This is a genomic window from Mixta tenebrionis (assembly GCF_006517625.1).
GTDB classification, from domain to species: domain Bacteria; phylum Pseudomonadota; class Gammaproteobacteria; order Enterobacterales; family Enterobacteriaceae; genus Mixta; species Mixta tenebrionis.
On sequence record NZ_VHQI01000005.1, the window covers coordinates 105,264 to 118,480 of the forward strand.

Below are 13,217 nucleotides of genomic sequence, written 5' to 3' on the forward strand. Positions count from 1 at the left end.
AAACGCATCAGATGATATCAGCTAAACAGACGGTTTCAGGCGCGCTGCTGCTTTCCGCCGCCGCCGCTCCGATCGCTCAGGCTCAGGCTCAGGAAGCAACGTTAACGCCCTCTCGCCCGCAAGGCGCCGCAGGCTGCCTTTTCTGGCGCAGCCCGGAACCCTCCGCCGCGCCGCCCTGCGTGGCGCTGCAGTTCGCGGCGGAAATGGAGGCGGTCAATCTGCGCAACAAAGGGTTACGCCTCGGCGATAAAAGAAGCAACAAGCTGGAGCTGGAGCCTCTGCTGCGGCTCAACGCGCAGTTTATGAAAAACTCCCCCGTCGACGGCGGGCTGGAGCTTGAGTGGCAGCGGGTGATTAAGCGTGAATCGGCGAAGCCCGCCCGTAAGCAAACCAGGCTAAACCTTAATCAGGCGTGGGTACGCTTAACCGACCGCGTTATTCCCCATACCGAATGGAAGCTGGGACGCTGGCTCTACCGCGACGAGCGCGAGTGGCTGATCGATGAAAATCTGGATGGCTTAGGTTTACGCTGGAAATATGTTGACTGGTCGGCCGATCTGCTGCTGGCGCGCGTTAATCTGTGGCAGAAAGACTTAATGGATCGCACCAGCCGTAATACGGATCCGGTTAATATCATCGGCGTGCTGCTTCGCCGCCAGCTAACCGATGACTGGCATATCGGCCTCTACGGTTTTAATCAGCACAACGTTAGCAACCATCGCTTTCGCCAGAGCCATTACGGTATTCGCTCTTACAGCGAAGAGGCGAAAAGATTTAACCACTGGCTGGAGGCGGGCTTCGCTAAAGGCCATAACAAAAGCGATCGTATTCAGGGATACGTATTTGATATCGGCGCTACCTACGCCTTTAAAATGTCCGGGATTAAGCCGTATCTTACCCTCGGCTATACCGCCAGCAGTAAAAACTATACCCAGACGGGGCTGCAGGGCAACGAAGCTAAATTTGGCGGCGATACCAAATTTAAAATTTACGGGGAGACGCTCGATCCCCTGTTGCGTAATTTGCAGATCTTCACCCTCGGCATCGGCGCGAATATTGGTAAAAAGGCGTCGCTGGATCTGGTTTATCACGATTACAGCCAGCTAAGACGGGAAAAAATAGCCAATAAGGCTATCGCCTTAAGCCCCAAATACGATCGGCAAACCACCCGCCGCCTCGGCTATGGCATCGATCTTATCTACGGCTGGAAGCCAACCTCATCCGTTAAGCTGGAGACCCGGCTGGGCATTTTCCAGCCCTCGGCGCGCTTCGCCTCAGGATCAAAGGCCAGCAGCCCGCGCAGCCAGCCCGCCAGCTTTGCCGCCGTGGAGCTAAAAATCGCTTTTTAAGGTCGCGCAGCGCCGGATGCTTTCCGCGGCATCAGGCGCGCCCGGTTTTAATAACCTGCCGCTAATTTGACTTAGCACCGCTGCGTCCCCGATAGTTTCAGGCTATTATTGCTCTCTTTTTCGAACCTGTTTTCTCTCATGTTAAAACGTTCAGTGACCAGTTCTATCGCCCGCGCGCTGGCTGGCATCGTTATTTTGTCGGTGCTTTCCACCAGCCTGGCTCTGCTGACGCTTTCCGGCAGCCTGCGCGACGCGGAAATGATCAATCTCGCTGGCTCGTTGCGGATGCAAAGCTATCGGCTGGCCTGGGATTCAGATACCCGCTCTCCCGATCTGGAAGCGCATCTGCGCTATTATCAGCAGTCGCTGGATGCGCCGGTGCTGCAGCATCTGAATCGTTTTTACGTGCCGGAAAACGTGCGTAGCCGCTACCGCCAGCTGAAGCTCTCCTGGCCGATGCTGGAGGCCGATTTAAAAAATAATCAGCCGCAGCGCTATTCACAGCATGTGGCGCACTACGTCGGCGAAATCGATCGCTTCGTTTACGATCTGCAGCGCTACGCCGAGCGGAAAATGCAGCTGGTCGCCATCACCAGCGCCATGGGCTTTATCGCCATCCTCGCCCTCGCCATCTGGACTATTCGCCTGATCCGCCGTCAGGTGGTTAAGCCGCTCAACCAGCTGGTGGCCGCCAGCCGCTATATCGAACAGGGCAATTTTCACTATCCGCCGCTGGATACCTCGCTGGCTAACGAACTGGGCCTGCTGGCGCATACCTTTAACCGTATGTCCGGCGAGCTGGAGCGGCACTACAGCGTGCTGGAAAATACCGTTAAGGCCCGCACGGCGGATTTGATGATCGCCAACCAAACCATGACTATTTTGTATGAGGCCTCGCAGGCGCTGGCGGTCAGCAGCCTGAGCCGGCCGATCATTACTGAAGTGATGGAAATTGTATTTACCCGCGCCCGGCTGACCGCGCTGGCGCTGGATGCGGGCGAAGGCTGGCAGGTTTCGCTGGGCATGCCGCAGCAGGATAAAAGCTGGCAGCGGCTGGCGCTGCAGCAGGAGAATCAGACCGGCGGCGAGCTGCGCTGGCAGGAGGGCGAGCAGCAAACGCCCGCGCCGCTGATGCAGAGCGTAAGCAACCTGCTGTCGCGCGCTATCTGGATCCACCAGGCGCAGAAGCAGCAGCAGCAGCTGTTGCTGATGGAGGAACGCGCCACTATCGCGCGTGAACTGCATGACTCGCTGGCGCAGGCGCTGTCGTTTTTGCGTATTCAGCTGACGCTGCTGAAGCGCACCATTACCGCCGATCGGCAGCCGGCGCAGCAGATTATCAGCGATTTCGATCAGGCGCTGGCGGAAGCCTATCGCCAGCTGCGCGAACTGCTGAACACCTTCCGGCTGTCGGTGGATGAAGCCTGTCTGCCCGCGGCGTTACAGGCGATGCTGACGCCGTTGCAGCAGCAGACCTCAGCGGAGATCGCCCTGCACTGCGCCTCCGGCTTTGATACGCTGACGGCGCAGCAGCAGGTGCATATTCTGCAAATTGTGCGCGAAGCAGTGCTGAATGCGATCCGCCATGCGGATGCGCGCCATATCAAGGTAAACTGCGCCACGCTGGAAAATGGCGAGCACCAGATTACCATCAGCGACGACGGCTGCGGTCTTGCTACCGTAGAAGAGCCTGCCGGCCACTATGGCCTGACGATCATGCATGAACGGGCGCAGCGGCTGGGCGGCACCCTACAGTTAGATACCACGCCCAATGAGGGAACACAGCTGCGGCTGCGCTTTCCCGACGCGGCCGAAACGGTGACGGATTAATTCCGCCTACTAATCTTTTTACCCAAGCCAGCTGCGGCTGGCGCTCTACTCCAGGGAGTAACATGGACAATCGACACTTTACCGTGATGCTGGTCGACGATCATCCGCTTATGCGCCGGGGGATTCGTCAGCTGCTGGAGCTGAATAACCGTTTTGACGTAGTAGCCGAAGCTAACAACGGCACCGAAGCGCTGGCGGAAGCCAGTCGGCTGTCGCCGGATGTTATTCTGCTCGATCTGCATATGAAAGGGATGTCGGGGCTGGATACGCTAAAAGCGTTACGCAATGAAGGCGTGGCGGCGCGGATTCTGGTACTGACCGTTTCCGATACGCGCAGCGATATTTACGCCATGCTGGACGCCGGCGCGGATGGCTATCTGCTGAAGGATAGCGAGCCTGAGCTGCTGCTACAGCAGATTATCGACGGCGCGCAGGGCGCTAACGTCTACAGCAGCGTGGTGCGCGATTACCTCGTCACTCGCGGCAACAGCGCTAACCCCTTCCAGACGCTAACCGAACGCGAGCTTGATGTTTTACAGGAGGTGGCGCGCGGCCTGTCGAATAAAGAAATCGCGGCGGCGCTGCATATCTCGGAAGAGACGGTGAAGGTGCACATTCGTAACTTTTTACGTAAGCTGGACGTGCGCTCACGCGTGGCCGCTACCGTGCTGTGGCTGGAAAATAAACACCGCTGACGCTGGCGCAGAAGGATATATCGGGTTTCGCCACGATAATTTACATTTTCTCCTCTTTTTCTCCACGATTCTGCTTTCGCGGGCGCGTAAAGTTAGGCATAGCCGATCGGACTGAATCGATTTAAATACCGCCCAACCTGACTTTGCCTGTCGCGATGCCCGCGCGGCCGGCAGGTTTGCCGCGGTTTATTACATCACGCTGAGGAGTGCCGTTTGCATGGCGAATTTTTTTATTGACCGCCCGATTTTTGCCTGGGTGCTGGCAATAATGCTGTGCCTGACCGGCATACTGGCGATCAAAACGTTGCCGGTGGAGCAGTATCCCGATCTGGCGCCGCCTAACGTGCGCATTACCGCGAACTATCCCGGCGCCTCGGCGCAAACGCTGGAAAATACCGTTACGCAGATTATCGAGCAGAGCATGACCGGCATCGATAACCTGATGTATATGTCGTCGCAGAGCAGCAGTACCGGCCAGGCGAGCATCACCCTCACCTTCTCTGCCGGAACCAATCCCGATGAGGCGCGTCAGCAGGTGCAGAATCAGCTCCAGTCGGCGCTGCGCAAGCTGCCGCAGGACGTGCAGCAGCAGGGGGTGACGGTTAATAAAACCGGCGAAAGCAATATCCTGATGATCGCCTTCGTCTCTACCGACGGCAGTATGGATAAGCAGGATATCGCTGACTATGTCGCCAGCAATATTCAGGAGCCGCTCAGCCGCATCAGCGGCGTCGGCCAGGTGGACGCCTACGGCTCGCAGTACGCCATGCGCATCTGGCTCGATCCCAACAAACTGATTAACTATGCGCTGACCACCGGGGATGTGGTAAACGCCATCAAATCGCAGAACAGCCAGGTCGCCGTCGGCCAGGTCGGCGGCACGCCCTCGGTGGATAACCAGGCGCTGAACGCCACGGTCAATTCGCAATCGCTGCTGCAAACGCCGGAGCAGTTCAGGGCGATCGCGCTGCGCACCAACCGCGACGGCTCGCTGGTGACGTTAGGCGACGTCGCGGAAGTGGCGCTGGGATCGGAAAAGTATGACTATCTCAGCCGCTACAACGGCATGGCGGCGTCGGGCCTGGGCGTTAAGCTCGCCTCCGGCGCCAATGAGCTGGAAACCGATCGGCTGGTACGCGCCCGCATTCAGGAGCTGTCGCGCTACTTTCCGCACGGCCTCGAAGCCAAAGTAGCCTATGAAACCACGCCCTTTGTCACCGCCTCGATCCGCGATGTGGTAAAAACTCTGCTGGAAGCGGTGCTGCTGGTATTTTTGGTGATGTACCTGTTTATGCAGAATTTCCGCGCCACGCTGATCCCCACCATCGCCGTGCCGGTAGTGCTGCTCGGCACCTTTTCGATCCTTTACGCCTGCGGTTTCACCATTAATACCCTGACGATGTTCGCTATGGTGCTGGCGATCGGGCTGCTGGTAGATGATGCGATAGTGGTGGTGGAAAACGTCGAGCGCCTGATGAGCGAAGAGGGCCTGTCGCCGCGCGAGGCGACGCGTAAATCGATGGGGCAAATTCAGGGCGCGCTGGTGGGGATCACGCTGGTGCTTTCCGCCGTTTTTGTGCCGATGGCCTTTTTTGGCGGCACCGTCGGCGCTATTTACCGCCAGTTCTCCATTACCGTGGTATCGGCGATGATTCTTTCGGTGCTGGTGGCGATGATTCTGACGCCGGCGCTCTGCGCGTCGCTGCTCAAACCGCTTCCGGCGGGACATCAGCAGCGGCGCGGCTTTTTTGGCTGGTTTAACCGCATCTTTGCGCGCGGCACCCAGAGTTACGAACGGGGCGTGGCGAAGATCCTGCGCCAGACGGGACGCTGGCTGCTGCTCTACCTGGCGATTATCGGCGCGATGGCCTGGTTCTTTTTCCATCTGCCCACCTCCTTTCTGCCGCTGGAAGATCGCGGCATTTTCACCACCCAGGTGCAGCTGCCGCCCGGCTCCACGCAGCAGCAGACGCTGAAGGTGGTGGAAAAGGTAGAAAACTACTATCTGACCCAGGAAAAGGAAAATATTGAATCCGTCTTCGCCACCGTCGGCTCCGGCCCCGGCGGCAACGGGCAGAATGTGGCGCGTCTGTTTGTGCGCCTGAAAAGCTGGGCAGAGCGTGCCGATGCCGAGCGCACCTCTTTCGCCATTATCGAGCGCGCAACGAAAGCCTTCAGCCAGATTAAGGAAGCGCGCGTTATCGCCAGCAGCCCGCCGGCGATTACCGGCATGGGCAGCTCTGCCGGTTTCGATATGCAGCTGCAGGATCACGCCGGTATCGGTCATACGCAGCTGATGCAAATGCGCGACAGGCTGCTGGCAATGGCGTCCCAGGATGCACGGCTGGCGCGCGTGCGCCATAACGGGCTGGATGACAGCCCGCAGCTGCGTATCGATATCGATCAGCGCAAAGCGCAGGCGCTCGGCGTTTCCATTGACGATATCAATAACACGCTGAAAACCGGCTGGGGTTCTACCTATGTCAATGACTTCATCGATCGCGGGCGCGTAAAGAAAGTCTACGTGCAGGCGGCGGCGAAATATCGCATGTTGCCGGACGATATCAGCAAATGGTACGTGCGCAACAGCAGCGGCGGCATGGTGCCGTTCAGCGCCTTCGCCACCACCGCCTGGGAAACCGGCTCGCCGCGGCTGGAGCGCTATAACGGCTATGCGTCGCTGGAGATCGTCGGCGAGGCGGCGCCAGGCGTAAGCACCGGTACGGCGATGACGGCGATGGAACAGCTGGTCAGCCAGCTGCCGCTCGGCGTTGGGCTACAGTGGACCGGCGCCTCGCTGCAGGAGCGGCTTTCCGGCTCGCAGGCGCCAATGCTCTATACCCTTTCCCTGCTGGTGGTTTTTCTCTGCCTGGCGGCGCTGTATGAGAGCTGGTCGATCCCGTTCGCCGTTATGCTGGTGGTGCCGCTGGGCGTGGTGGGCGCGCTGATCGCCACCTGGGCGCGCGGGCTGGAAAACGATGTCTATTTCCAGGTGGGGCTGCTGACGGTTATTGGCCTGTCGGCGAAGAATGCGATTTTGATTGTCGAGTTCGCCAATGATATCAACAGCCGCGGCGGCGAACTGCTGGCCGCGACGCTGGAAGCGTGCCGCCAGCGCCTGCGCCCGATTCTGATGACCTCGCTGGCCTTTATCTTTGGCGTACTGCCGATGACCATCGGCAGCGGCGCCGGTTCCGGCAGCCAGCATGCGGTCGGCACCGGGGTAATGGGCGGCATGCTCTCCGCCACCTTACTGGCGATATTTTTTGTTCCGCTGTTTTTTGTATTAATCAGGCGACGCTTTCCGCTGAAAAACACGGCGCGGGAAAATAATTAACGCATTGCGTATGCACGTTTAATGCATAAATAACAAAGGCAGCCGCTATTCCGGCTGCCTTATTTATTATTATGGACTGTCAGTTGCAAAGACGATTGCTGTGTTCGTCACGCCACTCTTTATTTAGCATACTTACTTGCGTAACATAGCGTCGATAAAGTCTTTCCAGTTCCCCAATTCTGATTCAATCATACCTACCTCTCTTGTTATTAACGCTTATTTTACGCCGCTTTTTTCTGCAAGTGAATCCTCTGCCCATGTAATTACTATCGGCAGATTAAGGAAAAAGCTTATGCCTTTTTATAATTGCGTAGTGACGCACATTTCAGCAAAACTAATTACTTTCTTCGGCAATTAATAAATCCGTTCTGTAGATTAAAAATAGTTTATTGAAATGGCCGGCGACACAGAGTCATAGCTTCTTGCCGCTAACTGATGCATTATTCATTATCGATTTATTGTTTAATGGACAGCACAGTAATGGAAAACCCAGCTCCTGACGCCTTTATCCTCTACGGCATCAAAAACTGCGACACGATAAAAAAAGCGCGCCGCTTTCTCGACGCACAATCCGCCCCCTATCGTTTTCACGACTACCGCGCCGACGGCCTGACGGCGGAGCGGCTGCAAACCTTTATCGCTACCCTGGGCTGGCAGGCGCTGCTGAATACGCGCGGCACCACCTGGCGTAAGCTGACGGCGGAGGAGAAAGCGGCAATCGATGGCCCGGCGGCGGCGCAAGCGCTGATGCTGGCGCAGCCCGCCCTGATTAAACGCCCATTGCTCGCCGCCGCAGACGGATCTATGCTGCTGGGCTTTAATGAATCCGACTATCAGCAGTTTCTTCAGGAGAAGTCATAATATGTTTTGTCCGGTTATTGAGCTGGCGCAGCAGCTTATTCGTCGCCCTTCCCTTAGCCCCGATGATGCCGGATGCCAGGCGCTGATGATCGAGCGCCTGCAAGCGATTGGCTTTACCATCGAGCCGCTCAATATTGCCGATACGCAAAATTTCTGGGCATGGCGCGGCCAGGGCGAAACGCTGGCCTTTGCCGGACATACCGATGTGGTGCCGCCCGGCGATATCAGCCGCTGGATCAATCCGCCGTTCGAACCTACCATCCGCGACGGTATGCTGTACGGTCGCGGCGCTGCCGATATGAAAGGATCGCTGGCGGCGATGATCGTGGCGGCGGAACGCTTTGTCGCCGCCAACCCGCACCATCGCGGCCGGCTGGCGTTTCTCATCACTTCAGATGAAGAAGCGAACGCCACCCACGGCACGGTAAAAGTGGTTGAACATCTGATGGCGCGCAATGAGCGGCTCGATTACTGCCTGGTCGGCGAGCCTTCCAGTACGGCGCAGGTGGGTGACGTGGTAAAAAACGGACGACGCGGTTCGATCACCGCCAACCTGACGATACATGGCGTACAGGGGCATGTCGCCTATCCGCACCTGGCGGATAACCCGGTGCATCGCGCCCTGCCGCTGTTAAACGAGCTGGTCGCGACAGAATGGGATCGCGGCAACGAATTTTTCCCGCCGACCAGCATGCAGATTGCCAATATCCAGGCCGGCACCGGCAGCAATAACGTGATCCCCGGCGAGCTGTTCGTGCAGTTTAATTTCCGTTTCAGCACCGAGCTGACCGATGGCGCTATCCGCCAGCGCGTCGAGGCGCTGCTGGAGAGCCATCAGCTGCCCTACACTATCGAATGGAAGCTCTCCGGTCAGCCTTTCCTGACGTCGCGCGGGCGGCTGGTAGATGCGGTAACCAACGCCGTTGAGCACTATACTGAAAGCAGGCCTGAACTACAGACCACGGGCGGCACCTCCGACGGACGCTTTATCGCGCGAATGGGCGCCCAGGTTGTGGAACTGGGTCCGGTAAACGCCACCATTCATAAAATTAATGAGTGCGTCAGGGCGTCCGATCTGCAGCTGCTAAGCCGCATGTATCAACGTATTATGGAACAGCTGATCGCCTGAGCGTCTCTCAGAAGGAGCCATTATGGAATGGGTAAAAGAGTACTGGTGGATTATTGTCATCCTGTTGCTGGTTGGCGTAATGGTCAACGTTTATAAAGATCTGAAACGTATCGATCCTAAAAAATATCTGGCCAATAAGCCAGAGCTGCCGCCCCATCGCGACTTTAACGACAAATGGGACGATGAAGACGACTGGCCGAAAAAGAAATAGCGCTTTCGGGGGCAGCCGCTGCCCCTTTCCCTGTTCCTGTTATATCAACGTAATCACATCTTCATCGCGCGGCTTGCCGCTGCTTAGCGCCTCTTCAAAATAGCGGCGCGGCACGGTATAGCGCAGATGATCCAGCGCCAAATCCATGCTGCGCCGATCGATGGCGTGCGGCAAATCCGCCACGATATCCAGCGTCACATCGCCCCCTAACGAGGTCAGACGCGCCGCCGCCTGCTGCGCATGTTCGGCCCGATAGATTTCATCCTCCTCGCCATGAATCAGGTGAATAGTGGTTTTCGCCGTCGCCTGTTCCGGCAGGCTGGCATAGCGCCCGCTAAAAGCGACAATGCGTCCGGCCAGTTCAGGGCGCGCTTTACAGCCCTCCAGTACCATGACGCTGCCCTGCGCGAAGCCGACCAGCGCCGTAGCCTCCGGCGCAACGCCGCTCAGCTGCTGCCACTCGACAACCGAGTGCAAAAACTGCGGCATCGCCCGATCCACGCGCTGTTGCAGGCTTATCTGCGGCCCGGCGTCACTGTACCACTGCTGCCCCGGCGTCCCGGCGCCCGGCTCAGGGCCGCCGACGCTAACCACCAGCGCCTGTGGAAAAGCCTCAGCAAACCAGCGCCCGATCTCTCCCATCGATACCGGATTATCGCCAGCCGCGTGATAAAGCAGAAACAGCTGCGCCGGCGGCATGGACGGACGCTGTACCACAAAGTGATGCGTTATCATAATTTTTTCCCCCTCGCCTTTAAGCGTAGATGATTAGCCGCAGCCGAGAGTCAGAGGCAATTATCGTTGCCCGCGCGTTAGCATCCCGCAGCCCCGCAGCCCCAGCCGGAGAAAGTAATAACAGATGGATCTAACGACAGGCGTGCGTGGTTAACAGATGCTGAATAATCAAAGGGATAATAGAATATGCTCTTACTATAACAGCGCAGCCAGCGCCTGGCGCCAGCGCTGGCTGCGCGCCTCGTCCAGCTGCTGCATAAGTTTTTGCGCCTCTTCACGCCACTGCGTCAGCAGCGCCTTACGCCCGCTGAGGCCCAGCGCGGCGGCTATCTCGCCCGGCGGCCGGCGTTGGATAACCGCCTGATGCAGCGCCAGCCCGCGGCTTTCCGTCGCCAGCAGCAGCCTGCCCAGCGCGGGCAGGCTTACCTCAAAAGCGCGGTGGAGAAAAGCAAAACCCGCCAGCGCCTGCCAGTCAGCCTCGTTCAGCCGGTAATCCTCATCCGCCGTCAGCGGTATCGTCTCATCGATCAGCGGCTGTAGCCAGCAGAGATCGCGCGCCAGCTGCCGTTCCGCCTGCAGGCTGAGCCGCTGGCCCGCCTGGCTCAGCGGCAGTATCGCCATCGCGCTGTAGCAGCCGCTGCTCGCTTCGCGCTGCGTGGAGAGACGCGCGAGGGTAAAGCCGCAGCGCTGCCAGAAACGCCACAGCTCGTCGGTAAAGCCGAAGCTGACGGAGAGGTAATCCAGCCCCTGCGCCTGCGCGGCGGCGAAGCTAATAAGGCGGCTGCCGACGCGCCGACGCCGCTGGCCTGGCGCCACGGCGATGCGGCTGATGCGGCGGGAGCGCAGCTGCGCCGCCTGCGGCAGACCGGCATGCGCCGCCAGCGACTGAGCGACCAGGCTGCCGCGCGGACGACGCAGCCCGGCCCAGACCTGCTGCGCCAGCAGATCGGACAGGCCGCCCTCCGCTACCAGCCACAGCGCGCCGGCTATGGCGCCGCACTGGCTTTCCGCCGCAATCAGCTGCTGGCCCGGCGCATCCAGCAGGCGGCGGAAATCGAGCGGCGTGGTGCGATAGTGCGCGCTGGTCAACAGTTGATAGAGTTTTAACAGGCGTTCAGGATGACGAGCGCGATCGCACAGGATAAAAGCGAGCGCCTCCTGCGGCAGCGCCGCGCTTTCTCCCTGCGCCTCCGTCAGCAGCAGCGCATCGTCAACCACGCGCTCCAGCGGATCGCCCTGACGCCAGCGCTGCGGCTCATCCAGCTGGTAAAAATGCGCCTGCGGCAGCGCCGCGCAAAACTTCAGCAGGAAGCCGCGGCCGGTGCCTTCGTAGCCCTGCACGGTGGTGGTAAGCAATACGCGCGGAAAACGCCTCAGCAGACGATGCAGCATCGGGGTGGGTATCGCCGCCGCTTCATCGATAATCAGCCAGTCGGCGGCGGGCGGCGCCTCGGCGGCCAGCAGCGCATCGGGGGCGATAAAACTGAAGCGCTCGCCGGCGAAGCGCGCCAGCACCGCGGTAGAGACTTTGGCGGGCGCCGTGACCAGGCAATTTCCCGCCCATTGCTGAATCAGCATTCCAGCCAGCGCCGATTTGCCGCGCCCGCGGGCGGCGGTGAGGATATGTATGCCGGGATGCGCGCTCAACAGCTGCGCCAGCAGCCTGCGCTGCTGCTGCGCGCCGCCTGGCCGCCAGCTGTTCAGCCCCAGCGCGGCAGGCCACCGACACGGCTGATGCTGTAGATGGATAAGCGCCTGCTCATCCGCCAGCAACCGTTGCTGCAGATGGTGAATAAAGTGCGGGGTGGCGATCGGCGTTTCGCTTTCGCTCCAGCGCAGCGAATCATTATCGGGCGCGCGTGGCCATGTGGCCCAGGGCGGCGCCAGCAGCAGCAGCCAGCTTCCGGCGCTCAGCGTACCGGCCAGCGCGGCGAACGCCTCGCTGTGAAACCCATCGCGCGCGTCAAAAATAGCGTGCAGAAATTCCTGCCCCAGCAGGTTGCGCAGGGCGGCCGGCGGCTGCGCAGCCGGCAGATCGTCCCGCTCGCCGAGCGTGATCCAGTCGCCCGGCAGAGTCGCGCGCCAGCGCTGCGCCTGTTCGCAACACCAGCGCGCCTCGCCGCTGATAACCGCCAGCCGCCGGATACCGCTGCGGCGCATCTCAGCGCTGAGGTTTTCCAGCATCAGACTTTAGCGGCTGGCGAAGGTATCGCACTGGCCAGGATCGCCGCCGTCGAAGCCGCGCTTAAACCAGCTGTAGCGCTGCCCGGAGGTGCCGTGGGTAAAGCTGTCGGGCGTAACGCGCCCCTGGCTCTGCTGCTGCAGACGATCGTCGCCAATCGCCTCGGCGGCGTTTAGCGCCTCCTGCAAATCGCCCGGCTCCAGAATCTGCTGCTGCTGCATATAGTGCCCCCAGACGCCGGCAAAGCAGTCCGCCTGCAGCTCCATTTTCACCGACAGCTGATTGACCTGGCGCTGCGACGCGCCCTGCTGCATCTGACGCACCTTCGGCTCAATGCCAAGCAGCTTCTGCACATGATGGCCTACCTCATGCGCGATCACATAGCCCTGGGCAAAATCGCCGTCGGCGCCCAGCTTGTTCTTCAGCTCATCATAAAAAGAGAGATCGATATATACGGTAGCGTCAGCCGGACAGTAGAACGGCCCCATCACCGACTGCCCGGTGCCGCAGCCGGTACGCGTCGCGTTGCGATACATCACCAGGCGCGGCGGCTGATACTGTTTGCCCATCTGGTTAAACAGTTTTTGCCAGGTATCCTCGGTGGTGGCGAGAATTACCGAGGTAAATTTCGCCGCCTCATCATCCTGTGGGCTGATGCTTTGCGAGCGGCTCTGCTGGGTAACCGGCTCGCCGCCGGTGAGCAGCGGCGTTAAATCATAGCCGTAATAGCCGGCGACCATAACGATCGCCAACAGGATAAGTCCGCCCTTGCCGCGCGGAATACGCATACGCCCGCCGCCCATGGAGGGTGACTGTCTGCGACGATCCTCTACATTGTCGCTTTCGCGACGCCCTTGCCAACGCATAACTTTCCCCTGTTGTTCACTG

11 protein-coding genes are annotated in these 13,217 nt (G+C 59.5%); 7 read left to right on the forward strand and 4 right to left on the reverse strand.

The features are described 5' to 3' along the window. Positions 1-11 precede the first annotated feature (11 nt). The 4 genes from FKM52_RS09570 to acrD all read left to right on the forward strand — a co-directional run bounded on the left by FKM52_RS09570 (position 12) and on the right by acrD (position 7,211). Positions 12-1,349, forward strand: a complete 1,338-nt coding sequence (locus FKM52_RS09570) for an alginate export family protein (protein WP_141175977.1) — start codon at positions 12-14, stop codon at positions 1,347-1,349. Positions 1,350-1,487: 138 nt separating this feature from the next. Further along, positions 1,488-3,179, forward strand: a complete 1,692-nt coding sequence (gene narQ, locus FKM52_RS09575) for a nitrate/nitrite two-component system sensor histidine kinase NarQ (protein ID WP_141175978.1) — start codon at positions 1,488-1,490, stop codon at positions 3,177-3,179. 62 nt (positions 3,180-3,241) lie between these two features. Next, positions 3,242-3,874 (forward strand): response regulator, encoded by a 633-nt coding sequence (locus tag FKM52_RS09580; RefSeq protein ID WP_141175979.1) that lies wholly within the window; start codon positions 3,242-3,244, stop codon positions 3,872-3,874. Positions 3,875-4,091: 217 nt separating this feature from the next. Further along, a complete protein-coding gene (acrD, locus tag FKM52_RS09585; RefSeq protein ID WP_141175980.1) occupies positions 4,092-7,211 on the forward strand; it encodes a multidrug efflux RND transporter permease AcrD in 3,120 nt (1,039 codons plus the stop codon). Positions 7,212-7,343: 132 nt separating this feature from the next. On the opposite strand, the gene ypfM is transcribed toward acrD, so the two are convergent. Then, positions 7,344-7,403, reverse strand: coding sequence for a protein YpfM (gene ypfM / locus FKM52_RS09590; protein ID WP_141176202.1), 60 nt, complete (start codon positions 7,401-7,403; stop codon positions 7,344-7,346). Between the two features lie 288 nt (positions 7,404-7,691). Here ypfM and FKM52_RS09595 point away from each other — a divergent pair, with 288 nt between their 5' ends. Genes FKM52_RS09595 through FKM52_RS09605 form a run of 3 tightly spaced genes read left to right on the forward strand, consistent with a single transcriptional unit; the run spans position 7,692 to position 9,412 of the window. Beyond that, positions 7,692-8,072, forward strand: a complete 381-nt coding sequence (locus FKM52_RS09595) for an ArsC family reductase (RefSeq protein ID WP_141175981.1) — start codon at positions 7,692-7,694, stop codon at positions 8,070-8,072. Position 8,073: 1 nt separating this feature from the next. Next, positions 8,074-9,201 (forward strand): succinyl-diaminopimelate desuccinylase, encoded by a 1,128-nt coding sequence (gene dapE / locus FKM52_RS09600; RefSeq protein WP_141175982.1) that lies wholly within the window; start codon positions 8,074-8,076, stop codon positions 9,199-9,201. Between the two features lie 22 nt (positions 9,202-9,223). Further along, complete coding sequence (locus FKM52_RS09605; protein WP_141175983.1) at positions 9,224-9,412, forward strand: YpfN family protein; 189 nt, start codon at positions 9,224-9,226, stop codon at positions 9,410-9,412. 39 nt (positions 9,413-9,451) lie between these two features. Here FKM52_RS09605 and ypfH read toward each other — a convergent pair whose 3' ends face one another. The 3 genes from ypfH to ypfJ form a co-directional block, all read right to left on the reverse strand. Beyond that, complete coding sequence (gene ypfH / locus FKM52_RS09610) at positions 9,452-10,147, reverse strand: esterase (RefSeq protein WP_141175984.1); 696 nt, start codon at positions 10,145-10,147, stop codon at positions 9,452-9,454. A gap of 195 nt (positions 10,148-10,342) precedes the next feature. Further along, a complete protein-coding gene (locus tag FKM52_RS09615) occupies positions 10,343-12,331 on the reverse strand; it encodes a tRNA(Met) cytidine acetyltransferase TmcA (RefSeq protein ID WP_141175985.1) in 1,989 nt (662 codons plus the stop codon). Between the two features lie 6 nt (positions 12,332-12,337). After that, positions 12,338-13,195 carry a KPN_02809 family neutral zinc metallopeptidase gene (ypfJ, locus tag FKM52_RS09620; protein ID WP_141175986.1) on the reverse strand — a complete coding sequence of 286 codons (858 nt, stop codon included), beginning with the start codon at positions 13,193-13,195 and terminating at the stop codon, positions 12,338-12,340. Between the last annotated feature and the right edge of the window lie 22 nt (positions 13,196-13,217).